The sequence below is a fragment of the Nocardioides kribbensis genome (assembly GCF_015070375.1).
In the GTDB taxonomy this organism is placed as follows: domain Bacteria; phylum Actinomycetota; class Actinomycetes; order Propionibacteriales; family Nocardioidaceae; genus Nocardioides; species Nocardioides kribbensis.
This window is the reverse complement of the sequence record NZ_JADCLL010000001.1, coordinates 366800-393081: the sequence shown is the minus strand read 5'-3', so window position 1 is coordinate 393081 and position 26282 is coordinate 366800. Positions and strand designations below refer to the sequence as shown.

Genomic DNA, 26282 nt, shown 5'->3' with positions numbered 1-26282 from the left:
GGGCCCGCACTCCGCTGGACTACTCCTCATCCGTGGCCGGACCGACGGCCCCGGAGCCCACAGACTGGAGGACTCAGTGAGCTCGACCGCGGGTGGCGGGTCCACCCAGACAGGCCCCACGACCGGGACCACGACCGACGACGGCACCACTGCCGACACTCCGGCGGCACGGCTCGGCTTCAGCGCGGGCATGGTCATCCAGGAGCTCGGCTGGGACAACGACACCGACGACGACCTCCGGGTCTCCATCGAGGACACCATCGACGCCGACATGGTCGACGGCGACCACGGCAACGTGGTCGACGCCGTCGTGCTGTGGTGGCGCGCCGACGACGGCGACCTCGTCGACGGGCTCGTCGACTCCCTCACCGACCTGGTCGGCGGCGGCTCCATCTGGCTGCTCACGCCGAAGGTCGGACGACCGGGCTCGGTCGACGCCGCCGACATCGCCGAGGCCGCGCCCATCGCGGGCCTGGCCCAGACCACGACCGCCGCGGTGAGCAAGGACTGGGCCGCGACGCGCCTGGTCGCGCCGAAGACCCCCGCCTGAGCGGGCCGCCGGCCACCCCCGGCTTCCCGCACGACCGAGTCGTCCTGGTGGGTGAACCGGCGGCGCGCGACGCGTCGTACGGTCCGCTCACCGGGGCGGCACCGCCCCGACCGGCTCCCGCGGCCGGATGCCCAGGTCGCCTGTGGACGGCCAGACAGGAACGCCCCGTGCTCCAGAAGATCATGACCGGTGTCTCCTCGGCCGGCATGTCGGTGAAGGTCCTCGGTCGTGCCGGGGTCATCAAGCCCTACTCGCCGGTGGTGCTGGCCCGGCTGGCCAGGACGCTCACGCAGTGGGGCCCGGGGCCCGCGGGCGGCTTCGCCTCGCTGGCGATCCGCGACCCCCACGCGACCGGGCTGGTCGACGAGATCGGCTCCCTGACGTGGGAGCAGCTGCACCGTCGCTCCAACGCCCTCGCGCGAGCGCTGGCCGACCTGGGCGTGGGCGAGGGCGACGGCGTCGCGATCATGTGCCGCAACCACCGCTACTTCCTCGACGCCAGCATCGCCGTCGCCAAGCTCGGCGGTGACGCGATCTACCTCAACACCGCCTTCGCCGGACCGCAGCTCGTGGAGGTCCTGGAGCGCGACCGGCCCACCGTGCTGGTCCACGACGAGGAGTTCGCCGAGATGGTCGCGGCGGCCGAGGTCGCCCACACCGTGCTGGCCTGGACCGAGCAGGGCTCCGAGCCCGGGCAGCCGACCGTGGAATCCCTCGTCGCGGCCCACGACGACGGCGACCTCACGGCCCCCGAGCGCCACGGCCGCACGATCATCCTGACCTCCGGCACCACCGGCACGCCCAAGGGCGCTCCGCGCAGCGAGGCCGGCGTCGACGCCGCGGTCGCGCTGCTCTCGGGGATCCCGCTGAAGCAGGGCTGGCGCACCCACGTCGCCGCGCCCCTCTTCCACACGTGGGGCTTCGCCCACATGGCCCTGGCCATGCTGCTCGGCTCCACCCTCGTGCTCACCCGCCGCTTCGACCCCGAGGCCAGCCTCGAGCTGCTCGCGGCCGAGGAGTGCGACTCCTTCGTGGTCATCCCGGTCATGCTGCAGCGCATCCTCGCCCTGCCCGAGGAGGTGCTCGAGCGCCACGACCTGACCCGCCTCGAGGTCGTCGCCTCGTCGGGCTCGGCGCTGCCCGGCGACCTGGCGGTGACGTGGATGGACCGCTTCGGCGACAACCTCTACAGCACCTACGGCTCCACGGAGGTCGCCTACGCCTCCATCGCCGGCCCGCGCGACCTGCGCGCGGCCCCGTCGTCGGCCGGCCACCCGCCGTACGCCACGGTCGTGAAGATCCTCGACGAGCAGGGCCGCGAGCTGCCCGCCGGCGAGGCCGGGCGGATCTTCGTGGGCAACGGGCTGCTCTTCGAGGGCTACACCGGCGGCGGTCACAAGGAGGTCGTCGACGGGCTGATGTCGACCGGCGACGTGGGGCGCTTCGGCGAGGACGGCAGGCTCTACGTCGAGGGCCGTGACGACGAGATGATCGTCTCCGGCGGCGAGAACGTCTTCCCCAAGGAGGTCGAGGACTGCCTGGCCCGCCACGAGCACGTGGTCGAGGCGGCGGCCGTCGGGGTCGACGACGACGACTTCGGCAAGCGGCTCAAGGCCTTCGTGGTGGTCGACGACTCCTCGGTCAGCGAGGACGACCTGAAGGGCTGGGTGAAGCAGAACCTGGCCCGCTACAAGGTGCCGCGCGAGATCGTGCTGCTCGACGAGCTGCCGCGCAACTCCACCGGCAAGGTCCTCAAGCGCGACCTGGCGAAGCGGGACGCATGAGCGCGACCGCGGTGTCGGCGTCCCCGTCGGCGGATGGGGCCCCGGGTCTGCGGCTCGGGGGCCCGGCGCCCGACTTCACGCTGCGCGACCAGTTCGGCCAGGACGTCACGCTGTCGTCCTACCGCGGCACCAAGGCGGTGGCCATCCTCTTCTACCCCTTCGCCTTCTCCGGGGTGTGCACCGGCGAGATGGCCGGGGTGCGCGACCGGCTCGCGGAGTTCATGACCTTCGACAGCGAGGTCCTCGCGATCTCCTGCGATCCGACCTTCGCCCTGCGAGCCTTCGCCGACGCCGACGGGCTGAACTTCCCCCTGCTCTCCGACTTCTGGCCCCACGGCGAGGTCACGCGGGCCTACGACGTCTTCGACGAGCGCAAGGGCTGCCCCCGCCGCTCCTCCTACGTCGTCGACAAGGAGGGCCTGGTGCGGTGGGCGGTGCACAACGCCAACCCCGAGGGCCGCGACCTCGACGAGCACGTGCGCCAGCTGCAGGCCCTGGCCTGAGCGGTCCCGCCGTGGCGCGGTGGGGGAGGCTGGGGGTCCACCCCCGCTGCACCGAGGAGAGACCATGACCCACCCGCGCCGCGCCCTCGTCGTCGTCGACGTCCAGCAGGAGTACTTCGAGGGAGTGCTCGCGATCCAGGCCCCCGACCGCGACCGCACCCTCGCCCAGGTGCTCGCGGCCCTCGACACGGCCGCGGAGGCCGACCTGCCGGTCGTCGTCGTGCAGCACGAGCTGCCCGAGGGCGCGCCGGTCTTCGCCGTGGGCAGTCGGAGCTGGTCGCTGCACCCGGAGGTCGAGCGCCGGCTCGACCCGTCGTGGCTGCGCGCAACCAAGGACAAGGCGAGCGTCTTCGCCGGCACCGACGTGGCCGGCTGGCTGGCCGAGCGCGACGTCGACACCGTGACGATCGTCGGCTACATGACCAACAACTGCGACCTCGCCACCGCCGTCGGCGCCGAGGAGCTCGGCCTCACGGCCGAGGTCCTCTCCGACGCCACGGGCGCCATCCACCTGGCCAACGAGGCCGGCGAGGTCTCGGCCGAGCAGCTGCACGCCACCGTGATGGTGCTGCTGCACTCCAACCTCGCGGCCGTGGCCACGACGGGCGACTGGGCCGCGGCCGTCGCCGCGGGGGAGGCCCTGCCCGTCAGCGACCTCGGCACGTCGGCCACGCGGGGTCGCGCGGTCTTCGGCGGCTGACCGGGCCGGGCTGGTGGGCGCAGAGGGGATCGAACCCCCGACCTGCTCGTTGTAAGCGAGCTGCTCTACCGCTGAGCTATACGCCCCCGCGCCCCGGTCGCACCGAGGCGGGCACAGACTAGACGAGACCGTCGCCGGGCGGTCGACGCCCTCCGGACCAGACCAGTCGGAAACCGGGTCCGATCCGGGCCCATCCGCCACGGCCAGGGCTCCGAACACGTAGTGGCCTGCCTCACACGAGGCGACTGGATCCCTATGGAGGGGCTTTCGCATGAGCGACACCAGCAGAAGGAAGTTCATCGCCGCGGCCGGAGCCGGCACCGCGGCGACCGCCGTGGCCGGCGGCGTGACCCTGGCGACCGGCGGCAGCGCCGCTGCCGCCCGCCCGCGTCCGGGCACCGCGAAGGAGGCCGTCGTGGCCTACGTCGAGAACCACCGCTCCGACCGCCTGACGATCCTCGTCGGCGAGCGCGAGATCGAGGTGCGCGACCGCGACCTCGTGACCCGCATCCTCAACGCAGCAGGAGGCAACTGATGTCGTCGCACCGCGAAGCACCGGAGATCGCCAAGGACCCCGCGGCCGACGGCACCGACACCTACGCGTTCGTGAGCCCGGAGAACCCGAACAAGGTCATCCTGATCGCGAACTTCATCCCGCTGCAGCAGCCCAACGGTGGCCCGAACTTCTACGAGTTCGCCGATGACGTGCAGTACGAGATCCACGTCTCGAACAAGGGCACCTCGGAGCCCGACATCACCTACCAGTTCCGCTTCCGGACCCAGGTGCGCAACCCCAAGACGTTCCTCTACAACACCGGCCAGATCACCAACATCTCCGACGAGGCCTGGAACCGCCCGCAGTTCTACACCGTGATGAAGGTGCAGGGCGGCCGCAAGCAGGTCATCGGGCGCAACCTGCCCGTGCCCCCGGTCAACGTGGGCCCGCGCAGCACGCCCAACTACGGCGACCTGGCCGACCAGGCCACCCACCGCCTCGGCAACGGCCGCAAGGTCTTCGCGGGCCAGCGCGCCGACGCCTTCCACGTCGACCTGGGCAGCATCTTCGACCTCGGTGCCCTGCGCCCCTTCAACGAGGCGCACGTCATCTCCATGCCGGAGATGAACGGCGTCAACTCGGTGCAGTCCTACAACGTGCACACCATCGCGCTGCAGGTGAACATCACCGAGCTGACCCGTGACGGCTCCAAGCCCGACGACGTGATGGACCCCAAGTCCGTCATCGGCGTGTGGGCCACCGCCAGCCGCCGCAAGTCGCGGATGTGGAACGCCAACCAGGGCAAGTACACCGGCATGGGCCCGTGGCAGCAGGTCTCGCGCCTGGGCAACCCGCTGTTCAACGAGGTCATCGTCCCGATGGCCGAGAAGGACAACTGGAACGCCAGCCCGGTCACCGCCGACAAGCGCTTCGCCAAGTACGTCGCCAAGCCCGAGCTGCAGGGTCTGCTCCCGGCGCTCTACCCGGGGGTCTTCCCGAACCTGGCGGCCTACGACAAGCCGCGCGCCGACCTCGACGCGATCCTGCTGACCGGCATCCCCGAGGGTGTCGTGCCCGGCTTCCAGAACTACACCGGGCCGGTCAAGGCCGACATGCTGCGCCTCAACGTGGCGGTGCCCCCGACGGCTCCGGCCGACGAGAACCCGATCGGCCTCGTGGCCGGCGACGCCGCGGGCTTCCCCAACGGCCGCCGCCTCGGCGACGACGTGGTGGCCATCGAGCTGCGGGCCGTGGCCGGTGCCACGATCCCGCTGGTCGACCCGTCCTACGAGCCCGACGCGGCCGCCGGTGCCCTCACCGACGGCACCAGCAACACCAACGCGCCGCTGCTCGACCGGTTCCCGTTCCTGGGCCTGCCCGGCGGCGGCTACCAGACCGAGCCCGGCACCACGCAGGCCTCGTGACCACCCCCGCGTCGGTCGAGAACCCGCACGCCGGGCAGGGCTCGGTCCTGCTCGACATCGGGGGTGACGTCGGGGCCCTGGTGGTCACCATGCCGGCGTCGATGCTCGACGTGGAGGTGGAGATCAAGCCGGTCGGCGCCGACTTCGACGAGCCGGCCGACCACCCGCACGACCACGGCCACGGCCACGGCCACGACCACGGCCACGGCCACGGCCACGGGAGGCACCCGCACGTCGCGGTCGTCGCCCGTCCGGTGCCCGGCGGGGGCTCGGTGCCCTCGCTGGTCTACCCCGACCTCGTCGGGGGCTCCTACGACCTCTACGTGAAGGACACGACCGACATCGTCCTGACCGTCGAGGTCCCCGGGGGGTCCGTCGCCACCGCGGAGTGGCCCGGAGCCTGAGCGCTCCTGCGCGACCACGGCGCCCGTGCGGGCGCGAGCACGACGTACGACGGCCGTCCCGGTCCACCCGGGGCGGCCGTCGTCGCGTGCCCCCACGGTGTGGACCCCGGCCGACGGGTGTCGGTGGGACGGGGCACAATCGGCCCCGCACCCACCACAGACCAGCACGGCGAGCGGCGACGGAGGACGCAGCGTGGCAGCAACCGGATCCGGGCCGGGCGTCGCCGAGCGCCTCGCCGGCCGTCACGTCCTGCTGACGGGGGTCACCGGCTTCGTCGGCGAGGCCCTGCTGCGGCTGCTGCTGGTCGAGGTGCCCGACGTCCGGGTCAGCGTGCTCGTGCGCCCCAAGGGCTCGACGTCCGCGGCCGCGAGGGTCGCGACGCTGCTGGGCAAGCCGGTCTTCGCCCCGGCGGTGGAGGTCGCCGGCGGGGTGGAGCCCCTGCTGGCCGCGCGCGTCGGCGTCGTGGCCGGCGACCTCTCCGACGTGCCCGCGCTGCCCGACGACCTCGACGCGGTCGTCCACTGCGCGGGCGACGTGTCCTTCGACCCGCCGGTCGACGCGGCCTTCACCACCAACGTCGTCGGCACGCGCGACCTGCTCGCCCGGCTGCGCGAGGCCGAGGAGCGCGGCGACGGCCGTGCCGTGCACTACGTCCACGTCTCCACCGCCTACGTCTCCGGGCGGCGCAGCGGCACGGTGCCCGAGGGACCGGTGGCCCACGACGTCGACCTCGAGGCCGAGCTGGCGTGGGGGCTGGCCCAGCGCGAGGAGCTCGAGCGGCGCTCGCGCGACGCCGACCGGCTCGAGGCCCAGCGGCGGCGCGCCGAGCGCGAGCACGGGCGCGCGGGGCTGCTCACGGCGGCCGCGGCCAGCGAGGCCGCGCGACGGCAGTGGGTCAAGGACGAGCTGGTCCGCGTGGGCAGCGAGCGGGCCCGCAGCCTGGGCTGGACCGACTGCTACACCTTCACCAAGGCCCTCGGCGAGCGTGTCGTGGAGCAGCACGCCCGCACCCACCCGGTGTCGGTGGTGCGCCCCAGCATCATCGAGTCGGCGCTCGCCAGCCCCCACCCGGGCTGGATCGAGGGCTTCAAGATGGCCGAGCCGCTGATCCTCGCCTACGGGCGAGGAGAGCTCCCGGAGTTCCCCGCCGCGGCCGACACCATCGTCGACATCGTGCCGGTCGACCACGTGGTCGCGACCCTGGTCGCGGTGCTGGCGCACCCGCCGGCCGCGGGCGAGCCGGCCTGGTTCCACGTCTCCTCGGGCCACCGCAACCCGCTCACCTTCCGCCGGCTCTACGAGCACGTGCGTGCCTACTTCGACGCCCACCCCTTCCAGGCGGGGTCGCGGGGCGCGAGCCCGCTGCCCGACTGGCGCTTCCCCGGGGCCTCGGCGGTCGAGCGGCTGCTGACCACCAGCGAGCGCGCCCACCGCGTCGCGGAGTCGGTCGTGGGCCGCGCCCCGCGCAGCGACCGCACCCGCGACCTGGCCCGCCGGCTGGAGCAGCAGAAGCAGCGCCTGGAGTTCCTGCGGCGCTACCTCGACCTCTACCAGGAGTACGCCCAGGCCGACCTGCGCTTCTCCGACGAGCGCACCACCGCGCTGCGCCTCTCGCTGTCGGCGGCCGACCAGGAGCGGTTCGCCTTCGACACCGCCGCCGTCGACTGGCGGGTCTACGTCGAGCAGATCCACTGCCCGGCGGTGACGGCGCCGATCCGACGCCTCGACGAGATCCGTGCCCGGCGCGCCCGGTCCACCCCGGCGCGCGCCGGCGGGCTGCGCCCCGTGCCGGCGGCGGAGGGCGCGGGCGCCCCGGGGGTCGCGGCGTTCTTCGACATGGACGGCACGCTGCTGTCCTCCAACGTGGTCGAGACCTACCTGTGGATGCGCCTGCAGGAGCTCTCGGCCGGTGAGCGCGCCGGGGAGCTGGGCCGGGTGCTGGGCCGGGTGCCCGGGCTGCTGCGCGCCGAGCGACGCCAGCGCGGGGACTTCCTGCGCGCGGTCTACCGCGACTACGAGGGCGCCGACCGCGCCGCCCTCGACCGGGTCGCCGACGAGCTGCTCACCGACCACGTGCTGGCCCGGCTCTCGCCCGAGGCGGCGCGCCGGATCCGCGAGCACCGTCGTGCGGGTCACCGCACGGTCCTCATCACCGGGGCCGTGCGTCCGCTCACCCGCCCGCTCGCGCCGCTCTTCGACCACGTCGAGGCCGTCGACCTCGTGGTCGACGACCAGGGCCGCTGCACCGGCCACCTCGTGTCCTCCCCGCTGGTGGGGGAGTCGCGCGCCGCCTTCATGCAGGCGTGGGCCGCCGAGCACGACGTCGACCTGACGGCCTCCTACGCCTACGCCGACTCCCACTCCGACCTGCCGCTGCTGGCCGCCGTCGGCAACCCGGTCGCCGTGCGGCCCGACGTCCCGCTCTACCGCCACGCGCGTCGTCAGGGCTGGAGCATCGTCGACTGGGCCAGCCCCGCCTCGGCCGGTCGCTCGCTCAACCCCGCGGGAGGCCGCCGGTGATGCTCGCGCTGGAGATGTTCCGCTCGCTGCCGCGCCACGTGGCCGGCCGTGCCGTCGGCGGCCGCGTGCCCGGACTGCTGTCGGGCTTCGCCGCCCCGCTGCGACTGGTCACCCGCGAGGCACCGCGCGTGGACCGCCCCGGCTGGGCCCGGCTGCGCACCCGCGTCTCGGGCATCTGCGGCTCCGACCTCGGCGCGCTCTCGGGGCGCACGAGCCTCTACTTCTCCGCGGTGTCCTCGCTGCCCTTCGTGCCCGGCCACGAGGTCGTCGCCGAGCTCCTCGACGACTGCGAGGACCTGCCGGCCGGCACGCGCGTGGTGCTCGACCCGGTCCTGGCCTGCGCCACCCGGGGCGTCGAGCCGTGCGAGGCCTGCCGGGTGGGTGCGACCAACCGCTGCTCGCGCATCACCGTCGGCCACCTCGCGCCCGGGTTGCAGACCGGCTTCTGCCGCGACACCGGCGGCGGCTGGGGCCAGCAGCTGGTGGCCCACCGCAGCCAGCTGCACCCCGTGGCCGAGGGTCTCGACGACCACCAGGCACTGCTGCTCGAGCCGTTGGCCTGCGCGGTCCACACGGCGCTGCGCGCCGGCGTGTCCTCGGGCGACCGGGTGCTGGTCAGCGGCGCCGGCGCGGTCGGGCTCTTCGCCACGCTCGCCCTGCGCGAGCTCACGCCCGCCGGGCACGTCACGGTCGTGGCCAAGCACCCCCACCAGCGCGAGCTGGCCCTGGCGCTGGGAGCCACCGACGTGGTCGCGCCCCGCGAGGTGCTGCGCCGGGTGCGGCGTACGACGGGGGCCTTCCAGGTCAGCCCGCAGCTGCACGCGCCCTACCTGCTCGGCGGCGTCGACGTGGCGATCGACGCGGTCGGCTCCCGCGGCTCGCTCGAGACGGCGCTGCAGGCCACCCGCGCCGGCGGGCGCGTCGTGCTCTCGGGCATGCCCGCCGCGGCCGACCTGTCGGCGGCGTGGTTCCGCGAGCTGGAGCTGGTCGGCACCTACGCCTCGGCCGCCCGCGAGCCCCTGCACGGGGCCGAGGGCGGTGCGCGGGCCGGCCGCGCGGCGTTCGACCTCGCCGCCGACCTCGCCGCCCACGACGCCGTCGCCCGCATCGCCGGGTCGGTCGCGACCTACCCGCTCCACCGCTGGCGAGAAGCTCTCGACCACGCCCACGCCGCCGGCCGTCTCGGCACGGTCAAGGTGGCCTTCGACCCGAGGAGAACCGACTAGTGCCCCGTCCCGGATTCGTCCTGGAGGTCGACGACCGCACGCCTCCGCTCCTCGTGCACGAGGGCCTCGGCTTCCGGCTCGAGGACTTCCCGCAGGGCACGCGCGTGGTCTACCCGCCCGAGTCGCTGCCGGCCGTGCGCGACGTGGAGGCCGCGATCACCGACGCCCTGCTCCACCCGCTGGGCTCCGACCCGCTGCCCGAGCGCCTCTTCCCGGGCATGCGGCTGACCATCGCCTTCGACGACGTCTCGCTGCCGCTGCCCCCGATGCGCGCCCCCGACATCCGCCAGCGGGTGATCGAGCAGGTGCTCACCCTGGCCGCGGAGGCCGGCGTCGACGACGTCGAGATCATCGCCGCCAACGCCCTGCACCGCCGGATGACGACGGCGGAGCTGCGCCACATCGTCGGTGAGCGCGTCTTCCGCTCCTTCCACCCCCAGGGCAAGCTCTACAACTTCGACGCCGAGGACCGCGACAACCTCACCCACCTCGGCACCACCGACGAGGGCGAGGACATCGAGATCAGCAAGCGGGCCGCGGAGTCCGACCTGCTGGTCTACGTCAACGTCAACCTCGTGGCCATGGACGGAGGGCACAAGTCGGTCGGCATCGGCCTGGCCTCCTACCGCTCGCTGCGCCACCACCACAACCCGCGCACGATGGTGCACTCGCGCTCCTTCATGGACCACAAGAAGTCGGCGATGCACCACTCGGCGTGGCGCATCGGGCGGGTGATCAAGGAGCACGTGGCGGTCTTCCAGATCGAGACCACGCTCGACAACCAGGTCTTCCCGGCGCCCTTCGACTTCCTCATGAAGCGTGAGTGGGAGTGGTCGCTGCGCGACCAGGCCTCGATGCTCGCGGCCCGCCGCGGGCTGGCGCTCGCCCCCGCGAAGCTGCGGCACAAGATCTTCCACGACCTGCGTGCGCCCTACGGCCTGACCGGCATCGCCGCCGGCGAGGTCGAGGCGGTCCACGAGCAGACCCTGGAGCGGGTGCACCGCCAGCAGCTGGTGGAGGTCGACGGAGCCTCCGACGTGCTCGTGCTCGGGGTGCCGTTCCTGGGCCCCTACAACGTCGGCAGCTCGATGAACCCCGTGCTCGCCACGTGCATGGGGCTGGGCTACTACTTCAACTCCTACCGCAACCACCCGGTGGTCCGCCGCGGCGGGGCGGTCATCCTCTACCACCCCCTCGACGAGGGCTTCAACCAGCTGCACCACCCCTCCTACGTCGACTTCTACGAGGAGGTGCTCTCCGAGACGACCGACCCCGTGGTGCTCTCGGAGAAGTACGAGCGGCAGTTCGCCGAGGACGACTGGTACCGCCACCTCTACCGCACCTCCCACGCCTACCACGGCGTCCACCCGTTCTACATGTGGTACTGGGCGGCGCACGCGATGGACCACGTCGGCGACGTCGTGTGGGTCGGTGGCGACCGCCGGGTCGCCGCGCGGCTGGGCTTCCGCGCCGCGTCGACGCTGGCCGACGCCCTCGAGATGGTGTCGGGCTCGGTGGGCTCGAGCCCGTCGATCACCTACCTCCACAACCCGCCCCACCTCGTCGCCGACGTGCGGGTCTGAGCGGCGGGGCGAGGGAGACAGCGATGGGTTTCGTCAGCGAGGGTGTCGACGACGTACGCCGCACGGCGCGCGGCTGGCGCTGGGGGAGGCGGGCGCAGGTGCCGCGCTCGGCCGAGCCCTACGTGCCCGCGGCGCGCCCGCGGGTGTTCCCCTCCGACTGGTCGCGCCGGCCCTCGGCCGTGGCCGCCCGCGAGGTGGCGCAGCGCGGCGGGCTGGAGCCGCTCTTCCGCAGCCAGGTGCGCACCCGCGTGGAGGGCCTCGACGTGCTCGAGCGGGTCGAGGGCCCGGTGATCTTCGTGGCCAACCACGCCTCCCACCTCGACACCCCGCTCATCCTGCTCTCGCTGCCCGACGCGTGGCGGCGGCGCACGGCGGTGGCCGCCGCGGCCGACTACTTCTTCGACACCTGGTGGCGCGCGGTGGGCTCCTCGCTGCTGTTCAACACCTTCCCGATCGACCGGCGCGGCGGCACCCTCACCGCGACGCCCGGCGAGGTGCTGGCCGACGGCTGGAGCCTGGTCATCTACCCCGAGGGCACCCGGTCGACCGACGGCTGGATGTCGGGCTTCCGGATGGGCGCGGCCTGGCTGGCCCACGAGCACGGCGTGCCCGTCGTGCCGGTGGCCCACCGCGGCACCTTCGCGGCGATGCCGCGCGGCCAGGGGTGGCCCGGTCGCGGACGGCGCCAGCTGACCGTGCGCTTCGGCGAGCCGCTGCGACCGCGCGAGGGCGAGTCGGTGCGCGACTTCGCGCCGAGGGTGCGCGACGCCGTGGCCGCGCTGCTCGACGAGGAGACCACCACCTGGTGGGAGGCCCGGGGGCGTGCCGCCCGCGGCGAGACCCCCGACCCCTCGGGCCCCGCGGTGGCCACCTGGCGGCGGGTGTGGGCCCAGACCGACTCCCCGCCGACCGAGCCGACCTCGTCGCGACGCCTGGCCGTCTGGCGGCGCTGACCCGGCGCCGACCCGGCGTCTGCAGGGTGCGCCTCACCCCTGCGGCCCGTCGTGGATGAGAGTGCCCTCATCCGAGGCTCATGGCGGCCTCACCCCCGGCCGTCAGAGTCTTCCTCATCACCCGCCGGACCATCCGGCGGACCCACGAGAGGAAGCACCATGAAGAAGATCGCCACCATCGGCTCGCTCACCCTGGCCTCCGCCCTCACCGGCGGTCTGCTGGCGTTCCAGGCCCCGATCGCCAACGCCGACGACGCCTTCGCCAAGCGTGACGAGGACACCGCCGACGTCGTGATGAGCGTCGACGACGACGATGACGACGACACGGGCAACCGCGACGACGACACCAACGGCGACAACACCGGCGGCACCAACACCGGCGCCAGCAAGTCGACCAACGACGGCACCAACAGCAACTTCACCAAGGCCAGCCGCGACCGCGACGTCTCGCGCAGCGACAAGACCAAGGACTTCACGCGCGACGGCGGCGACCGCACCCGCGACTTCTCCGCCAACCAGACCAACGACGCCTCGCGCAACGACACCCGCGGCTGACGGTCCGGGCCCGCGGACGACGGAGGGGACGAGATGAGCAAGCCGAGCACCTGGGGCCTGGGCGAGGGCGACCCGATCACCCGCGAGCTGACCGCGATGCGGCTGCTCGGGGGCGGGTCGTCCTACGAGGCCTACCTGGCCTTCGACGAGATCACCTACGCCCCGGTGGTGGTGAAGATCGTCCGGCCGGCCAAGGTCGAGGACCGCTCGAGCATCCGCGGCCTGCGCCGTGAGATCGAGGCGCTGGCCGTCGTCAACCACCCCGCCGTCGTCCGCGGCCTGCGCCACGAGCTGGAGGGGGAGCGGCCCCACCTGGTGCTCGAGCACCTCGACGGGCCCCGCCTGTCCTCGCTCGTACGCCGCTACGGCCCGCTCCAGCCGCAGCAGTACCTGCCGCTCGGCATCGAGGTCGCCTCGGCGCTGCACTACCTGCGCCACCTCGGCTGGACCCACCTCGACGTGAAGCCGAGCAACATCATCATGGGCGCACCCGCGCGCCTGATCGACCTCTCGGTGGCGCGCCCGCTGGCCGCGGCCGAGACCCTCGACCACGTCATCGGCACCGACGCCTACCTCGCCCCCGAGCAGGCCGACCCGCCCCGCACCGGCACCCCCGGACACGCCAGCGACGTCTGGGGGCTGGCCGCGACCCTCTTCGAGGCGGTGGCGGGCTACCGCGCCTTCGACGACGGCGACCTGACCTCCGACGACGTGCGGGTGCGCTACCCGCAGGTGTCCCAGGACCCTTACCGGCTCCCCGACGCCGTGCCCGCCGACGTGGCCAAGATCGTCTACGCCGGTCTCGAGAAGCGGCCCGAGGACCGTCCGCTGCCACACGAGGTGGCCGAGGCCCTCGAGCCGGTGCTCGCCGCCCAGCCGCGGGCCCGGCTCGCGGGCTGGAAGGTGCGCTGAGACGCGGCGTACCCGCCCCGTCCGCACCACGCTCCGCACGATCCTCCGCCAGTCCCCCCTCCACCGCGCCGCGGCGGGAGGCCCCTGTCCCCGGGCCCCCCGCCGCGGTTCTCGTCGTGGGGACGGGCGGGCTCAGGGCACGAAGCGGTAGCCCATGCCCCGGACGGTCTCGATGGTCGGGGCGCCGAACTTCTTGCGCAGGTAGCCGACGTAGACGTCGACCACGTTGGAGCCGGGGTCGAAGTCGAAGCCCCACACGTGGTCGAGCAGCTGCTCGCGGGAGAGCACCTGGCCGGCGTTGAGCATGAAGATCTCGGCGAGGGTGAACTCACGCGCCGAGAGGTCGACCTGGCGTCCGTCGACGGTGGCGCGGCGCGTGCGCACGTCGAGCGCCACCCCGCCGGCCTCGACCACGTCGCCCGAGCGGCCCCCGCCGCCCTCGTTGCCGGGGGCCTGGCGCAGGCGCAGCCGGATGCGCGCCTGGAGCTCGGCGAAGCGGAAGGGCTTGGGCATGTAGTCGTCGGCGCCGTTCTCCAGCGCGGTCACGGTGTCGCCCACCGAGTCGCGCGCGGTGAGCACGATGACCGGCATCCGCGATCCCTGGGAGCGCAGCTGGTCGAGCACCTCGAAGCCGTCCATGCCGGGCAGGCCGATGTCGAGCACCATGAGCTCGTAGTCGCCGCTCAGGGCGTGGTCGAGCCCGCCGGGGCCGTCGCCCACGACGGTCGCCTGGTGGCCGTCGGCCTTGAGACCCTTCGCCACGAACGACGCGATGCGCGCCTCGTCCTCGACGATCAGGATGCGGGCCACGAGTCCTCCTGGAGGGCCCTCACGGGCCGCGTGTCGGTGTCGGTGCTGGTGCTGGTGCTGGTGACGGTGGTGGTGCGGGTGGTGCCGTCGGGCCCGGTCACGGCCCGCAGGGCGGGCAGCGTCCGGGTGGCGGTGACGTCGGGTGCGCCGTGGGAGCGCGAGGGCAGCACGAGGGTGAAGCGCGCGCCGTGCGGCTCGGCGTCGTCGAGCTCGACGCGTCCGCCGTGGCCCTCCGCGATGGCGGCCACGATCGACAGGCCCAGCCCGAAGCCCTCGTCGCCCTCGGGCACGGCGCTGCGCCCGAAGCGGGTGAAGACCAGCTCGCGGTCGCCGGCGGGCACGCCGGGCCCGGTGTCGCGCACCCACAGCCGCACGTCGCGCCCGTCGTACGACGAGCCCAGCGCGACCTCCGCGCCCGGGCGGGTGTGCTTGACCGCGTTGTCGGCCAGCTGGAGCACCGCCTGGGTGACGCGCTGCTCGTCGAGGTCGACCTCGACCTCGGCCGCGGCGTCGAGGCGCCAGGCACGCTCACCGAGGGCACTGGCCTTGGACAGCAGGTCCTCGGTGAGCCGGCCGAGCTGGACCGGGCCGGTGGTGACGAAGTCGGGCCGGTCGCTCTTGGCCAGCAGGATGAGCTCCCCGACGAGGCGCGCCATGCGGTCGACCTCGTCGAGCAGCAGGCCCTTGGTCTCCTCGACGTCCTCGCGGGAGCCGACGTCGAGGAGCTCGAGGTGGCCGCGGAGCACGGTGAGCGGCGTCTTGAGCTCGTGGCCGGCGTCGTCGAGGAAGCGTCGCTGGCCGGCGAAGGAGTCCTCGAGCCGGTCGAGCATGCCGTTGACGGTGAGGGTGAGCGCGGTGATGTCGTCGTTGCCGCGCACGGGCACGCGCCGCGACAGGTCGGTGTCGCCGATCTCCTCGGCGGTCAGCCGCAGGGTGCGCAACGGCGCCAGCAGCCGGCCCGACTGCCAGAAGGCGAAGGCGATGACCGCGAGCAGCGACAGCAGCGCCACGATGCCGTAGGTGCGCATGGTGTCGAGCAGCTCGGCGCGGTCCTCGTCGAGGTAGACCACGACGACCAGGGCGCCGGTCGAGGGCCCGCTGGCGTCGGGGGCCACCGCGTCGGAGCCGGCCAGCGTGATCGGCTGGGAGGCGATGAGCACCTCGCCCTGCGCGGTGTCGAGGGTGGTCGACCCGCCGCCGGTGACCAGGGGAGCGGTGGCCGCGCGGAAGCCGGGGTCGTAGACCAGGTCGTCCTCGGGGAAGCTCACCTTGGGGCCGTCGCCGATCCAGCCCACCAGCAGCTCGTCGTCGTCGGGGACGTTGCGGCCCATGAAGAGGTCGATGAGCGGGCGGATCGCGGGGAAGGCCTCACCGGTCTCGGGGTCGCGGCCGTCGGCGACGAGCCGGGCGAACTCGTCGAGCTCCTGGTCGACCTCCTCGGCCGACTGCCGGTCGAGGCGCTGGCTCTCGATGGCGTAGACGATGAAGCCGGCGCCCGTCAGCGCGAGCGCGACGAGCAGGGCCACGGTGGCGGTGATGCGCACCCGCACCGAGACGCCCGACCGGCGTGGTCGGGCGTCGGTCGCGGTGCGGGGCGCGTCAGTCGTCGTCATCCCCGCCGTCGTCGTCCCCGTCGTCCCCGTCGTCCCCGTCGTCCCCGCCGTCATCGGTGTCGTCGTCCCCGTCGTCGTCCCCGTCGTCACCGCTGCCGGGGCCGCTGTCGTCGTCGACCTCGCCGGGTCGTGGCGCGACCACGTCGACGCCACCGGAGTCGTCCCCGCGCTCGTCGGAGTCGTCGTCGCGGTCGTCCGACCGGTCGTCGGAGCGCTCGTCGTCGGACCGCTCTCCGCCGCGGTCGTCGCCGGCGGCGCGGGCGGGGTCGGTGTCGGGCGAGGCCGCCGGGGAGATCACGACCGGGTCGCGGGGAGCCGGGCCGTCACTGGAGTTGGCGGCCAGGGAGCCCGCGACGTAGCCGCCCACGGGCAGCAGCAGCGCCAGGGCGACGACGACCTTCCACACGATGTTCATGACGAGGACGATCCTGCCTCATCGTGGGTCGGGCGTGAGACCGCGATGAGAGGGTTCTCATCCTCACCACCCCGGCGCCCTGCTGCCGGCACGACCACCGGGCGCGGGGGAGCGACCGCTCGTCGCGCCCGGCGCGTCGGGCCAGCGGCGAGGCAACCTGGTCTCACTAGAGTGGCCCGCGTCACTCCCCGTCCAGGAGGGTCCAGGAGACTCGTCCGCCCGGCGTGCCGCCGGGCGACCAGCCAGGAGGTCCGATGTTCGTCCCGTTCAGCGTTGCCGACTTCATCGAGCGTGCCGAGGGGGTGTACGCCGACCGCGTCGGCGCCGTCGACGAGCCGCAGCAGCCCGCGACCCCGCTGGGTGACGGGGGCCGCCTCACCTACGGCGAGATGGCCGCCCTGGCCCGCCGGCAGGCCGCGAGGCTCGACGAGCTCGGCATCGGCGTGGGCGACCGGGTCGCGGTGGTGAGCCACAACAGCTCGCGGCTGCTCACGTCGTTCTTCGGCGTCGCCGGGTCGGGTCGCGTGCTGGTGCCGGTGAACTTCCGGCTGCGCCCCGACGAGGTGAAGTACATCGTCGAGCACTCCGGGGCGCGGGTGCTCTACGTCGACCCCGAGCTCGACGAGGCGCTGCGCGAGGTGACCGCGGAGCACCGCTTCGTGCTCGGCGACGACGACGACCTCTACGCCCCCGAGGGCGCCGAGCCGCGGGCGTGGGAGCACGACGAGAACGCCACGGCCTGCATCAACTACACCTCGGGCACGACCGCGCGGCCCAAGGGCGTGCAGATCACGCACCGCAACATCTGGACCAACGCCGTCACGTTCGCCATGCACGTCACGCTCAGCGACCGCGACGTCTACCTCCACACGCTGCCGATGTTCCACGCCAACGGCTGGGGCATGCCCTTCGCCACCACCGGCCTGGGCATCACGCAGGTCGTGATCCGCAAGATCGACGGTGCGGAGATCCTGCGGCGCGTCGAGGAGCACGGCGTCACGGTGATGTGCGCGGCCCCGGCCGTGGCCGCCGCCGTGCTGGAGGCCGCCCAGGAGTGGGAGGGCGAGATCCCCGGGCGCGACAAGGTGCGCATCATCATGGCCGGCGCCCCTCCGCCGACGAAGACCGTCGCCCGGGTCGAGGAGGAGCTGGGCTGGGAGTTCATCCAGATCTACGGCCTCACCGAGACCTCGCCGCTGCTCACCGTCAACCGCTCGCGCGCCGAGTGGGACCACCTCGGCGCGGAGGAGCGCGCCGGTCTGCTGACCCGCGCCGGCGCACCCGCGCTGGGGGTGACCCTGCGCATCGACGACTCCGAGGAGGGGGCCGGGGAGGTGCTGGCCCGCTCCAACGTCGTGCTCGAGGGCTACTGGGAGCAGCCCGAGGAGTCGGCGCGGGCGCTGGCGGGCGACTGGTTCCACACCGGTGACGGCGGTGTCATCGGCGAGGACGGCTACCTCACCATCAGCGACCGCAAGAAGGACGTCATCATCACCGGCGGCGAGAACGTCTCCTCGATCGAGGTCGAGGACGTGCTCTTCTCCCACCCCGCGGTCTCCGAGGTCGCCGTCATCGGCGTGCCCAGCGAGAAGTGGGGCGAGACGATCAAGGCGCTCGTGGTGCTCGGCCCCGGCGGCGAGGCCACCGAGGCCGAGCTGATCGCGTGGTGCAAGGACAAGGCGGCCGGCTACAAGGCCCCGACGTCGATCGAGTTCCGCGACGAGCTGGCCCGCACCGCGACCGGCAAGCTGCAGAAGTTCAAGCTGCGCGCGCCGTACTGGGAGGGTCGCGACCGCCAGGTCAACTGAGGGCCCGACCAGCGGGTCGATCGGCGGGTCAGGAGGAGGCGGCGACGTCGAGGACGACCTCGAACTCCAGCAGGTCGGCGCCCGAGGAGACGGGGTCGCGGCGCTCGCCGCCCTCGCCCCCGTGCACGGCGCCGGCCTGGCCCTCGCGCCAGGCGGCGAAGGCCTCGTCGTCGGCCCAGTGGGTGACCACGAAGTAGCGCGACTCCCCGGCGACGGGGCGCAGCAGCTGGAAGCCGAGGAAGCCGGGCGTGCCGTCCATGCGATGGGCGGCGGCGCCGAAGCGCTTCTCGAGCTCGGCACCGGCCTGCGGCGGCACGGAGATGGCGTTGATCTTCACGACGGGCATGCGCCCAGCCTAGGACCGGTCGCACAGGAGTCGGATGCCCGTCACCGGGCGTACGCCGGATAGCCTCCCGCCCATGCCCTCGCCCCTCTCCCTGCGCGACGTCGTCGACCTGCTCCACGGGTGGTACCCGCCGGCCACGGCCGACGACTGGGACCGTGTCGGCCTCGTGCACGGTGACACCGCGCAGCCCGTTGCCCGGGTGATGCTGGCCGTCGACGCGACGCTCGAGGTGGCGCAGGACGCCGTCGCCTGGGGCGCCGACCTGCTGGTCGTGCACCACCCGCTCTTCCTCCACGGCGTGCACGGCTTCACCACCGAGACGCCCAAGGGGCGCACGCTGATGACCCTGGCCCGGGGCGGCTGCGCCCTGCTGGCCGCCCACACCAACGCCGACCAGGCCGCGGGCGGGGTCTCGGAGGCGATGGCGCTCGCGCTGGGCCTGGAGGACCTGCGCCCGGTCCTGCCCGCGCCCGCCGCCCCGCTGGACAAGCTCACCGTCTACGTGCCGGCCGCCGACGCCGACCGGGTGCGCGCCGCGCTGGCGGAGGCCGGCGCCGGGTCGGTGGGGGCCTACGAGCACGCGTCGTTCTCCTCCGTGGGCGAGGGGCGCTTCCGGCCGCTGCCCGGCGCGCGCCCGGCCATCGGCACGGTGGGCCAGTTCGAGGTGACCTCCGAGGTCAACATCGAGGTCGTCATGCCGCGCAGCCGTCGCTCCGAGGTGGTCGGGGCGATGCTGGCCGTGCACCCCTACGAGGAGGTCGCCTACGACGTCGCCGAGATCGTCGACGCCGGCGTCGGTCTCACCGGCACCGGCCGGATCGGCACCGTGGCCGAGACGACGCTGCGCGACTTCGCCGACGTGGTCGCCCGGGCCCTGCCGGCCACGGCCCAGGGCGTGCGGGTCGCCGGCGACCCCGACCGCGTCGTACGCCGCGTCGCGCTGTGCGGCGGGGCCGGCGACTTCCTGCTCGACCGGGTGCGCGGCAGCGACGCCGACGTCTACGTCACCAGCGACCTGCGCCACCACCCGGCCGGGGAGTTCCTCGAGCACGACGGCCCGGCCCTGGTCGACGTGGCCCACTGGGCCGCGGAGTGGACCTGGCTGCCGGTGCTGGAGAAGCGTCTGCGCGCGGCGCTGGGCGATACGGTGGAGACCCGCGTGAGCACGCGATCGACCGACCCCTGGACGTTCCGCACGGAGCGTCCCGACACCAGGAGCACCCCCTGAAAGCCGACCCGTCCGCCCAGCTGAAGCTCCTCGACCTCCAGGAGCTCGACGCCCGCGCCGACCAGCTGCGCCACCTGCGCTCCCACCTGCCCGAGCTGGCCGAGATCGCCGACCTCACCACGCAGCGCAAGCAGCTCGACGACCAGGCCCGCGACGCACGGATCGTGGTCGACGACCTGCAGGCCGAGCAGGCCAAGGTCGACGCCGACGTCGAGCAGGTCAAGGCCCGCCGCACCCGCGACCGCGACCGGATGGACCAGGGGCTCATCACCAACCCCAAGGACCTCGAGCGCATGGGCCACGAGCTGACGTCCCTCGAGCGACGCATCGCCAGCCTCGAGGACGACGAGCTGGAGGTCATGGAGCGCCTCGAGCAGGCCCAGGCGACCCTCGACTCGCTCACCGCCCAGGTCGAGACCATCGACACGCGCCTGGCCACGCTCACCGAGGCGCGTGACGAGAAGGCCGGCGTCATCGACACCCAGCTCGTCGACGTCGAGGCCCAGCGCGGCCCGTCGGTCGAGGGCCTGCCCGAGGACCTGCTGGCGCTCTACGAGAAGCTGCGCACCCAGAAGGGCGGCGTGGGCGCCGCACGGCTGCACCAGCGCCGCTGCACCGGCTGCCAGCTCGGCATCGACAACGCCGAGATCGCCGTCATCCGCTCCACCCCCGCCGACACCGTCGTGCGCTGCGAGGAGTGCTCGCGCATCCTGGTGCGCACCGCCGAGTCGGGCCTGTGACCGCTGCTCCCACGCCGGCGCCCCGCCGGGTGGTCGTGCAGGCCGACGGCGGCTCGCGGGGCAACCCCGGGCCGGCGGCCTACGGCGCCGTGCTCACCGACGCCGACACCGGCGAGGTCGTCGCCGAGGACGCTGCGCGCCTGGGGGTGGCGACCAACAACGTCGCGGAGTACTCCGGGCTGATCGCGGGCCTGCGCCTCGCCCGCGACCTCGCGCCCGGCGCCACGGTCGAGGCGCGGATGGACTCCAAGCTGGTCGTCGAGCAGATGTCGGGGCGCTGGAAGATCAAGCACCCCGACATGGTGCCGCTGGCGGCCGAGGCGAGGACGCTGGCACCGGCGGGCACGACGTACACCTGGGTGCCGCGGGCGCAGAACGCCCACGCCGACCGGCTCGCCAACGAGGCGCTCGACGGTCGGCGCGACGGCGTCACCGTGGCTCCGGGGTACGCCGGGGCGGGGGCGCCGGCCCTGGAGCACGACGAGTCGCTGGTGGAGGAGGTCGAGCGCTCGGCACCCGCGCGCGGCTGGTCGGGCCCCGGCGGCCCGCCGACGACCCTGGTGCTGCTGCGCCACGGCGTCACCCCGCACACCGCGGCCAAGCGCTTCTCCGGCGGTCTCGGCGGCGACAACCCCGGGCTGAGCGAGGAGGGCCGCGCCCAGGTGCGCGCCGCCGCCGACTGGCTCAGCGGGCTCGGTGACCGGGTCGACGCCGTCGTCGCCTCGCCGGTGCGCCGCACCCAGGAGTCGGCCGCGATCGTCGCCGAGCGGCTCGGCCTCCCGGTCGAGACCGAGGCCGGCTTCGCGGAGATGGAGTTCGGTGCCTGGGACGGCCTGACCTTCGCCGAGGTCGCCGAGCGCGACCAGTCCGGTCTCGACGCCTGGCTCGGCTCGCTCGACGTGCCGCCGCCCGGCGGGGAGTCCTTCGCGGTGGTGCAGGAGCGGGTGCTCGCCGGTCTCGGTCGGGTGCTGGAGCAGCACGCCGGGCGCACCGTGGTGGTGGTCAGCCACGTGACGCCGATCAAGACGCTGGTCGCGCACGCCGTCGACGCGCCCCTCGGTGCGGTCTTCCGCATGGAGCTCTCGCCGGCGTCGATCTCGGTGCTGTCGTTCTACCCCGGTGACGAGCCCTCCGCCCCCCGCGGCTCGATGCGGCTCTACAACGCCCTGCCCCCCGGCGACCAGGCCAGCCTCGACCCCGGTCGCTGGTAGCCGCTGGCGCGGGCGCCGCTGGCGGTGGCCCGTCGTCTGCCGCCACTGCTGGGCGGCAGGCGCCGGGGTCGGCTGTCGAGGGTGTGCTGGTGCGGCGGGCCGAGTTATCTGCCGGGGCGTCTCGCCCCGGGTGGGTCGTGGTGGTCGCCGATGTTGCCGGGTCGGCAGCGTGCGTGAAGTGGCGGCAGACGACGGGTCGGAGGGGCGTTGGCCTGTCGTTTGCCGCCACTTCTGCGTGGGCGGGGCCGCCGGGTCGCCCGTCGTTCGGTGTCGGGGGTGCGGGCCGCGTGCTGCTGCGGGTTGCGGCGCCGGGTGGCTGGTGGTGACCGCCGCTGTTGCCGGATCGGCGGCGTGCGGGAAGTGGCGGCAGACGACGGGTCGGAAGGGCGTGGGCCTGTCGTTTGCCGCCACTTCTGAGTGGACGGGGCCGCCGGTCGGACGTCGTCCGGGTCTCGGCGGAGCGGGCCGGGTCCTGCTGCGGGTGGCGGCGCCGGGTGGCTGGTAGTGGACGCCGCCACCGGGTTGATGGCCCGTGGGTACCTGGCGGCACACGCCAGGTCGGAGGGGCGTGGGCTCGTCGTACGACGCCACGTCCGGGTGCTCGTCCACAGGGTGCCGCCGTGGACGGGAACGACGGGCTCGGAGTGGGCAGGATCCGGGGGTGTCCAGCCTCGCGAGCGGTCCCGCCCCCGACGGTCCCGACGAGCCCGACGCCGGGGCCGTGCGGGGGCGACGGCGCGGGGTCGGGTGGCGTCAGGTCGCGCACGGCCTGCACGTGCCGGCGTCGGCCGGGGACGACGACGAGCTGGCCGCGTGGCTGCTGCTGGTGCCGCCGTCGGGCGGACTGACCCATCTCACCGGCGCCGCGGCGCGGGGCTGGTCCCTGCCACCGCTCCCCGCCGGTCTGCCGGTGGTGGTCTGCATGGGCCGGCGTGACGTGCGTCCGGCCCGCCCCGGGCTGCGCACGATCCGCCTGGCGCGGCCGCGGGTCGAGGACGTGCGCGGACTGAGGGTGGCGCCCGCGCTCGACGTGCTCCTGGCGTGCGAGTGCGACCTCGCGCTGCTGGACCTGGTGGTCCTCGTCGACGCCGCGCTGCGCGAGGACGCCTCCTGCCTCGACGGGCTCGCGAACCTCACCGGGCGCCGGGGCCTCCCGGCGCTGCGTCGCGCCGCCGCGCTGGCCGACGCCGGGGCGGAGTCGGCGTGGGAGAGCGTGCTGCGGGTGCTGCACCACGTGTGCGGGGCGGAGGTCGCGAGCCAGCACGAGGTGCGCGACGACTCCGGCCTGGTCGCCCGCGGCGACCTGTGGCTGGTCGGCACGACCGTGCTGCACGAGTACGACGGAGCCCACCACCGCGAGGCGCCCCAGCACGCCGACGACCTGCGCCGCGACCGCCGCCTGGCCCGCGCCGGGTGGTCGCGCCGCGCCTACACCTCGGGCGACCTCGTCGGGCGGCCCGGCGCCGTGGTGCGCGACGTCGACCTGGCCCTGGGGCGCGAGCACGACCCGGCGGCGGTGCGCGCGTGGACCTCGCTGCTGCGCGAGTCCTGCTTCACCCCCGCGGGGCGCCAGCGACTCGTCGAGCGGCTGGTGCTCTCGCCGGTCGGGCGTGCTGCCGTGCGCTCCGTCGGGTGACCGGCCGACCTCGCTGCTGAGCACCCCGTCGGCATCCGACGGAAGCGGCCGACCGAGCGCCGTGCGAGCAGCACCGTGCCGACCGCACGCGTGACCCTGAGCCCTGGACGCAGGGGGCGACAGGCGAGCCCCACGGTCTCCCGGCGCAGCGGCACCGGGCCCCGATGGGCTCGCGGCCGGTCAGAGCGCGGCGACGACCACGTCGAGGCGGGTGCCCTGGGGTCCGGGGGCGCCGACCTCGACGGTCCAGCCGAGGTCGTGCAGCGCCTCGGCGAGCCGCGCCGGGGTGCGGGGGTTGGCGCCGTCCTCGAGCAGTCCGCGCACGAGGCGGCCCTTCGTGGCCTTGTTGAAGTGGCTGACCACCTTGCGCACCCCGCCGACCTCGTGGAGCACGCGCACGGTGGCCACGCGGCGCGCCTCCTCGGGTGAGGGGCGCCAGAAGGCGGCGTACGTCGAGGACCGCAGGTCGACGAGCAGGCCGTCGCCGACGGCGTCGAGCACGGCCGGGCCCAGCGCCTCGCGCCAGACCCCGGCGACGGGGCCGAGACCGGGCAGCGAGGTGCCACCGGAGAGCCGGTAGGGGGGGATCCGGTCGGCGGGGCGCACCAGGCCGAAGACGCTGGAGACGACCGCGAGCCGGGTGGCGGCGCGGCGCCGGGCGGCGGGGGAGAGGGTGGCGGCGTCGAGCGCGTCGTAGACGACCCCGGCGTAGACCTGGTCGGCGCGCGCCGTGGGGCTCTCGCGCAGGCGCCGGTCGAGGTCGACGAGGTCGAGCTGGGTGGAGCCGACGTCGAGGGTGCGGGCCGCCGCCTCGGGATCGCCCTCGCACAGGGCGACCAGGGCGTCGACGACGCGCTCGCGGGCGGGGGTGAGCGAGGGGGAGGAGAGGGACCCGAGGTCGAGGGGCTTGCCACGCCGCGGCGCGGTCTTGCCCTCGCTGGGGGGCAGCAGCATCAGCACGTCGCTATGGTGCCTGCATGCCCAGCAACCGCGTGGTCCGGGTCCGCTCCTCCGACGACGGGGTGGCCGCGACCCGGCTGCGCGCCGGGATCGACCGCATCCGCGAGGAGCTGGAGGTCACCGAGGCCTTCCCGGCCGAGGTCGAGGAGGCCGCCGCGCGCGCGGCCGCGGCGCCCCGGCTGCCCGACCTCGACCGCACCGACCTGCCGCTGCTGACCATCGACCCCGAGGGCGCGCGCGACCTCGACCAGGCGCTGCACCTCGAGCGCAGCGACGACGGCGGCTTCGTCGTGCACTACGCGATCGCCGACGTCGCGGCCTTCGTCACCCCCGGCGACCCCGTCGACGTCGAGGCCCACCGCCGCGGCGAGACCCTCTACGCCGCCGACGCGAAGGTGCCGCTGCACCCGCGGGTGCTCAGCGAGGACGCCGCCTCGCTGCTGCCGGGGCACGTGCGGCCCGCGCTGCTGTGGACGATCACCCTGAGCGCCGAGGGTGAGCGCACCGACGTCGTGGTCGAGCGGGCCCGGGTGCGCTCGACCGCCCAGCTGTCCTACGAGCAGGCCCAGGCCGCGATCGACGACGGCAGCGCGGCCGACTCGCTGCGGGTCCTGGCCGAGCTCGGCCCGATCCGCCTGGCGCGCGAGGCCGCGCGCGGCGGGGTGTCGCTGCCGCTGCCCGAGCAGGAGGTCGACGTCGACGGCGAGACCTGGCGCCTCGAGTTCCGCCGGCAGCTGCCGGTGGAGGAGTGGAACGCCCAGCTCTCCCTGCTCACCGGCTTCGCGGCCGCCGCGCTCATGGTCTACGGCCGCGTCGGCCTGTTGCGCACGCTGCCGCCGCCGGACCCGCGCGACGTGCAGCGGCTGCACCGCACCGCCCGCGCGCTGGGTGTCGAGTGGCCCGCCGAGCAGCTCTACCCCGACTTCGTCCGCTCCCTCGACCCCTCGCTGCCGGCGCACGCCGCGATGGTCGTGGCCTGCACCCGGCTGCTGCGCGGCAGCGGCTACGTCGGCTTCGACGGCGAGGTGCCGGCCGACCCGCAGCACGCGGCGCTGGCCTCGGAGTACGCCCACGTCACGGCGCCGCTGCGCCGCCTGGGCGACCGGTACGCCGGGGAGGTGTGCGTCGCGCTGTGCGCGGGGGAGGACGTGCCCGCGTGGGTGCTGGCCGAGCTCCACGAGCTGCCGCGCACGCTGCAGCGTTCGGGCCAGCTGGCCGGCCGCTACGAGCGGGCGGTGCTCGACCTGGTGGAGGCCGGGGTGCTGGCCGGGCGCGTGGGCGAGGAGATGGCCGGCGTGGTCGTCTCGGTCGACGACGAGGGCCACCGGGGCACCGTCGTGGTGGCCGACCCCGCCGTGGAGGCCACGGTCACGGCGGCGGGCGAGCTGCCGCTCGGGGCCGACGTACGGGTCAGGCTGGAGAGCGCCGACGTGGCGACCGGGAGCGTCGGGTTCGCGCTGGTGGAGTGAGCGGCGCCGTCGCGGGAGCGTCGCGGGGCGAGGTAGGCCGGCCCCCGGGTCTGCCGCGTCTCGTGCCGGGGGGAACGCGAGCCGCGTCGCAGCCACCCGGGGGGCCGTGGGTCCTACTCTCCCCAGCGCGCGGGGGCGATCACTCCTCCGATCGGACATTTCCGGCCGGGGACCCGGTCAGAAGCGTCCCGACGGGGCTCAGGTGTCGCGGCGCGGGCGCTCGTAGTCCGACGGCTCGCTGTCGATCATGAAGCCGCGGTCGGCCTTGATGCCCTCGACCATGCGGTGCAGCCAGTCCTCGTCGGAGGTCTCGATGTCGCGCTGGGCCAGCTCGCCGCGCAGGTAGTCGAGCAGCTCGGTCTGGCCGGTCGCGTAGGCGACCGAGGTGGAGTCGACCGCGGCCTGCAGGTCGGCGTCGTAGGTGGCCATGGGGTT

The 26282-nt window shown here is 74.3% G+C and carries 25 protein-coding genes and 1 tRNA gene; 19 read left to right on the top strand and 7 right to left on the bottom strand.

The annotated features are described in order from the left end of the window. Nucleotides 1-76: 76 nt before the first annotated feature. The 4 genes from IR170_RS01895 (at nt 77) to IR170_RS01880 (ending at nt 3537) form a co-directional block, all read left to right on the top strand. The gene (locus IR170_RS01895; protein WP_082500250.1) at nt 77-550 is read left to right on the top strand and encodes a DUF3052 domain-containing protein; all 474 of its coding nucleotides are present in this window, start codon (nt 77-79) and stop codon (nt 548-550) included. Nucleotides 551-717: 167 nt separating this feature from the next. Then, entirely contained in the window at nt 718-2334 is a 1617-nt protein-coding gene (locus IR170_RS01890) for an AMP-binding protein (protein WP_319804865.1), read from the top strand. Continuing rightward, on the top strand, nt 2331-2837 hold the full coding sequence (locus tag IR170_RS01885; protein ID WP_193660997.1) for a peroxiredoxin: 507 nt from the start codon (nt 2331-2333) through the stop codon (nt 2835-2837). Before IR170_RS01890 ends, IR170_RS01885 begins: the two co-directional genes overlap by 4 nt. A gap of 64 nt (nt 2838-2901) precedes the next feature. After that, nucleotides 2902-3537 (top strand): isochorismatase family protein, encoded by a 636-nt coding sequence (locus IR170_RS01880; RefSeq protein WP_193660996.1) that lies wholly within the window; start codon nt 2902-2904, stop codon nt 3535-3537. A gap of 11 nt (nt 3538-3548) precedes the next feature. Here the strand turns inward: IR170_RS01880 and IR170_RS01875 are convergent. Continuing rightward, nucleotides 3549-3623 (bottom strand) — tRNA-Val (locus tag IR170_RS01875). A gap of 185 nt (nt 3624-3808) precedes the next feature. On the opposite strand from IR170_RS01875, the gene IR170_RS01870 reads away from it, so the two are divergent. The 9 genes from IR170_RS01870 (at nt 3809) to IR170_RS01830 (ending at nt 13611) form a co-directional block, all read left to right on the top strand. Beyond that, complete coding sequence (locus tag IR170_RS01870; RefSeq protein ID WP_056864256.1) at nt 3809-4072, top strand: hypothetical protein; 264 nt, start codon at nt 3809-3811, stop codon at nt 4070-4072. After that, nucleotides 4072-5457, top strand: coding sequence for a DUF4331 domain-containing protein (locus IR170_RS01865; RefSeq protein WP_193660995.1), 1386 nt, complete (start codon nt 4072-4074; stop codon nt 5455-5457). Before IR170_RS01870 ends, IR170_RS01865 begins: the two co-directional genes overlap by 1 nt. Beyond that, nucleotides 5454-5861 carry a hypothetical protein gene (locus tag IR170_RS01860; protein WP_193660994.1) on the top strand — a complete coding sequence of 136 codons (408 nt, stop codon included), beginning with the start codon at nt 5454-5456 and terminating at the stop codon, nt 5859-5861. The genes IR170_RS01865 and IR170_RS01860 overlap by 4 nt, the downstream gene beginning before the upstream one ends. A gap of 193 nt (nt 5862-6054) precedes the next feature. Then, entirely contained in the window at nt 6055-8382 is a 2328-nt protein-coding gene (locus tag IR170_RS01855; protein WP_193660993.1) for an HAD-IB family hydrolase, read from the top strand. Then, entirely contained in the window at nt 8382-9608 is a 1227-nt protein-coding gene (locus IR170_RS01850; RefSeq protein WP_193661546.1) for a zinc-dependent alcohol dehydrogenase, read from the top strand. The genes IR170_RS01855 and IR170_RS01850 overlap by 1 nt, the downstream gene beginning before the upstream one ends. Continuing rightward, nucleotides 9608-11191, top strand: coding sequence for a lactate racemase domain-containing protein (locus IR170_RS01845; RefSeq protein ID WP_193660992.1), 1584 nt, complete (start codon nt 9608-9610; stop codon nt 11189-11191). Before IR170_RS01850 ends, IR170_RS01845 begins: the two co-directional genes overlap by 1 nt. 23 nt (nt 11192-11214) lie before the next feature. Further along, nucleotides 11215-12144, top strand: coding sequence for a lysophospholipid acyltransferase family protein (locus tag IR170_RS01840; RefSeq protein WP_193660991.1), 930 nt, complete (start codon nt 11215-11217; stop codon nt 12142-12144). Between the two features lie 159 nt (nt 12145-12303). Beyond that, nucleotides 12304-12699: a hypothetical protein gene (locus IR170_RS01835; protein ID WP_193660990.1), complete on the top strand. Its 396-nt coding sequence runs from the start codon at nt 12304-12306 to the stop codon at nt 12697-12699. A gap of 33 nt (nt 12700-12732) precedes the next feature. Further along, entirely contained in the window at nt 12733-13611 is an 879-nt protein-coding gene (locus tag IR170_RS01830) for a serine/threonine-protein kinase (protein WP_193660989.1), read from the top strand. 132 nt (nt 13612-13743) lie between these two features. Here the strand turns inward: IR170_RS01830 and IR170_RS01825 are convergent, their stop codons facing one another. From IR170_RS01825 to IR170_RS01815, 3 genes are read right to left on the bottom strand one after another with little or no spacing between them, the layout of a single operon-like run. Next, nucleotides 13744-14421 (bottom strand): response regulator transcription factor, encoded by a 678-nt coding sequence (locus IR170_RS01825; RefSeq protein ID WP_056864264.1) that lies wholly within the window; start codon nt 14419-14421, stop codon nt 13744-13746. Continuing rightward, on the bottom strand, nt 14406-16034 hold the full coding sequence (locus tag IR170_RS01820) for a sensor histidine kinase (protein ID WP_193660988.1): 1629 nt from the start codon (nt 16032-16034) through the stop codon (nt 14406-14408). The genes IR170_RS01825 and IR170_RS01820 overlap by 16 nt, the downstream gene beginning before the upstream one ends. Then, nucleotides 16021-16449 (bottom strand): hypothetical protein, encoded by a 429-nt coding sequence (locus tag IR170_RS01815; protein WP_193660987.1) that lies wholly within the window; start codon nt 16447-16449, stop codon nt 16021-16023. Before IR170_RS01815 ends, IR170_RS01820 begins: the two co-directional genes overlap by 14 nt. A 254-nt stretch (nt 16450-16703) precedes the next feature. Here IR170_RS01815 and IR170_RS01810 point away from each other — a divergent pair, with 254 nt between their 5' ends. Then, nucleotides 16704-18257, top strand: coding sequence for an AMP-binding protein (locus tag IR170_RS01810; RefSeq protein WP_193660986.1), 1554 nt, complete (start codon nt 16704-16706; stop codon nt 18255-18257). Nucleotides 18258-18285: 28 nt separating this feature from the next. Here the strand turns inward: IR170_RS01810 and IR170_RS01805 are convergent, their stop codons facing one another. After that, the gene (locus IR170_RS01805; protein WP_193660985.1) at nt 18286-18603 is read right to left on the bottom strand and encodes an antibiotic biosynthesis monooxygenase family protein; all 318 of its coding nucleotides are present in this window, start codon (nt 18601-18603) and stop codon (nt 18286-18288) included. Nucleotides 18604-18676: 73 nt separating this feature from the next. Here IR170_RS01805 and IR170_RS01800 point away from each other — a divergent pair, with 73 nt between their 5' ends. From IR170_RS01800 to IR170_RS01785, 4 genes are all read left to right on the top strand, one after another. Then, nucleotides 18677-19831: a Nif3-like dinuclear metal center hexameric protein gene (locus IR170_RS01800; RefSeq protein ID WP_193660984.1), complete on the top strand. Its 1155-nt coding sequence runs from the start codon at nt 18677-18679 to the stop codon at nt 19829-19831. Beyond that, entirely contained in the window at nt 19774-20571 is a 798-nt protein-coding gene (locus IR170_RS01795) for a zinc ribbon domain-containing protein (protein WP_319804919.1), read from the top strand. Before IR170_RS01800 ends, IR170_RS01795 begins: the two co-directional genes overlap by 58 nt. Continuing rightward, the gene (locus IR170_RS01790) at nt 20568-21782 is read left to right on the top strand and encodes a bifunctional RNase H/acid phosphatase (RefSeq protein WP_193660983.1); all 1215 of its coding nucleotides are present in this window, start codon (nt 20568-20570) and stop codon (nt 21780-21782) included. Before IR170_RS01795 ends, IR170_RS01790 begins: the two co-directional genes overlap by 4 nt. A gap of 661 nt (nt 21783-22443) precedes the next feature. Further along, nucleotides 22444-23418, top strand: coding sequence for a hypothetical protein (locus IR170_RS01785; protein WP_193660982.1), 975 nt, complete (start codon nt 22444-22446; stop codon nt 23416-23418). 180 nt (nt 23419-23598) lie between these two features. Here the strand turns inward: IR170_RS01785 and yaaA are convergent, their stop codons facing one another. Then, the gene (yaaA, locus tag IR170_RS01780) at nt 23599-24372 is read right to left on the bottom strand and encodes a peroxide stress protein YaaA (protein WP_227488385.1); all 774 of its coding nucleotides are present in this window, start codon (nt 24370-24372) and stop codon (nt 23599-23601) included. 23 nt (nt 24373-24395) lie between these two features. Here yaaA and IR170_RS01775 point away from each other — a divergent pair, with 23 nt between their 5' ends. Next, nucleotides 24396-25847, top strand: coding sequence for an RNB domain-containing ribonuclease (locus IR170_RS01775; RefSeq protein ID WP_193660980.1), 1452 nt, complete (start codon nt 24396-24398; stop codon nt 25845-25847). Between the two features lie 198 nt (nt 25848-26045). Here the strand turns inward: IR170_RS01775 and IR170_RS01770 are convergent, their stop codons facing one another. Further along, nucleotides 26046-26276, bottom strand: a complete 231-nt coding sequence (locus IR170_RS01770; RefSeq protein ID WP_056864272.1) for a hypothetical protein — start codon at nt 26274-26276, stop codon at nt 26046-26048. Nucleotides 26277-26282: the final 6 nt, after the last annotated feature.

What these genes read in the sequence shown, in the direction of transcription:
- IR170_RS01775 (WP_193660980.1), top strand. Translation starts at nt 24,396, where the DNA reads ATGCCCAGCAACCGCGTGGTCCGGGTCCGCTCCTCCGACGACGGGGTG.
- IR170_RS01885 (WP_193660997.1), top strand. Translation starts at nt 2,331, where the DNA reads ATGAGCGCGACCGCGGTGTCGGCGTCCCCGTCGGCGGATGGGGCCCCG.
- IR170_RS01865 (WP_193660995.1), top strand. Translation starts at nt 4,072, where the DNA reads ATGTCGTCGCACCGCGAAGCACCGGAGATCGCCAAGGACCCCGCGGCC.
- IR170_RS01820 (WP_193660988.1), bottom strand. Translation starts at nt 16,034, where the DNA reads ATGACGACGACTGACGCGCCCCGCACCGCGACCGACGCCCGACCACGC.
- IR170_RS01840 (WP_193660991.1), top strand. Translation starts at nt 11,215, where the DNA reads ATGGGTTTCGTCAGCGAGGGTGTCGACGACGTACGCCGCACGGCGCGC.
- IR170_RS01800 (WP_193660984.1), top strand. Translation starts at nt 18,677, where the DNA reads ATGCCCTCGCCCCTCTCCCTGCGCGACGTCGTCGACCTGCTCCACGGG.
- IR170_RS01815 (WP_193660987.1), bottom strand. Translation starts at nt 16,449, where the DNA reads ATGAACATCGTGTGGAAGGTCGTCGTCGCCCTGGCGCTGCTGCTGCCC.
- IR170_RS01850 (WP_193661546.1), top strand. Translation starts at nt 8,382, where the DNA reads ATGCTCGCGCTGGAGATGTTCCGCTCGCTGCCGCGCCACGTGGCCGGC.
- IR170_RS01870 (WP_056864256.1), top strand. Translation starts at nt 3,809, where the DNA reads ATGAGCGACACCAGCAGAAGGAAGTTCATCGCCGCGGCCGGAGCCGGC.
- yaaA (WP_227488385.1), bottom strand. Translation starts at nt 24,372, where the DNA reads ATGCTGCTGCCCCCCAGCGAGGGCAAGACCGCGCCGCGGCGTGGCAAG.
- IR170_RS01805 (WP_193660985.1), bottom strand. Translation starts at nt 18,603, where the DNA reads ATGCCCGTCGTGAAGATCAACGCCATCTCCGTGCCGCCGCAGGCCGGT.
- IR170_RS01810 (WP_193660986.1), top strand. Translation starts at nt 16,704, where the DNA reads ATGTTCGTCCCGTTCAGCGTTGCCGACTTCATCGAGCGTGCCGAGGGG.
- IR170_RS01835 (WP_193660990.1), top strand. Translation starts at nt 12,304, where the DNA reads ATGAAGAAGATCGCCACCATCGGCTCGCTCACCCTGGCCTCCGCCCTC.
- IR170_RS01830 (WP_193660989.1), top strand. Translation starts at nt 12,733, where the DNA reads ATGAGCAAGCCGAGCACCTGGGGCCTGGGCGAGGGCGACCCGATCACC.
- IR170_RS01880 (WP_193660996.1), top strand. Translation starts at nt 2,902, where the DNA reads ATGACCCACCCGCGCCGCGCCCTCGTCGTCGTCGACGTCCAGCAGGAG.
- IR170_RS01770 (WP_056864272.1), bottom strand. Translation starts at nt 26,276, where the DNA reads ATGGCCACCTACGACGCCGACCTGCAGGCCGCGGTCGACTCCACCTCG.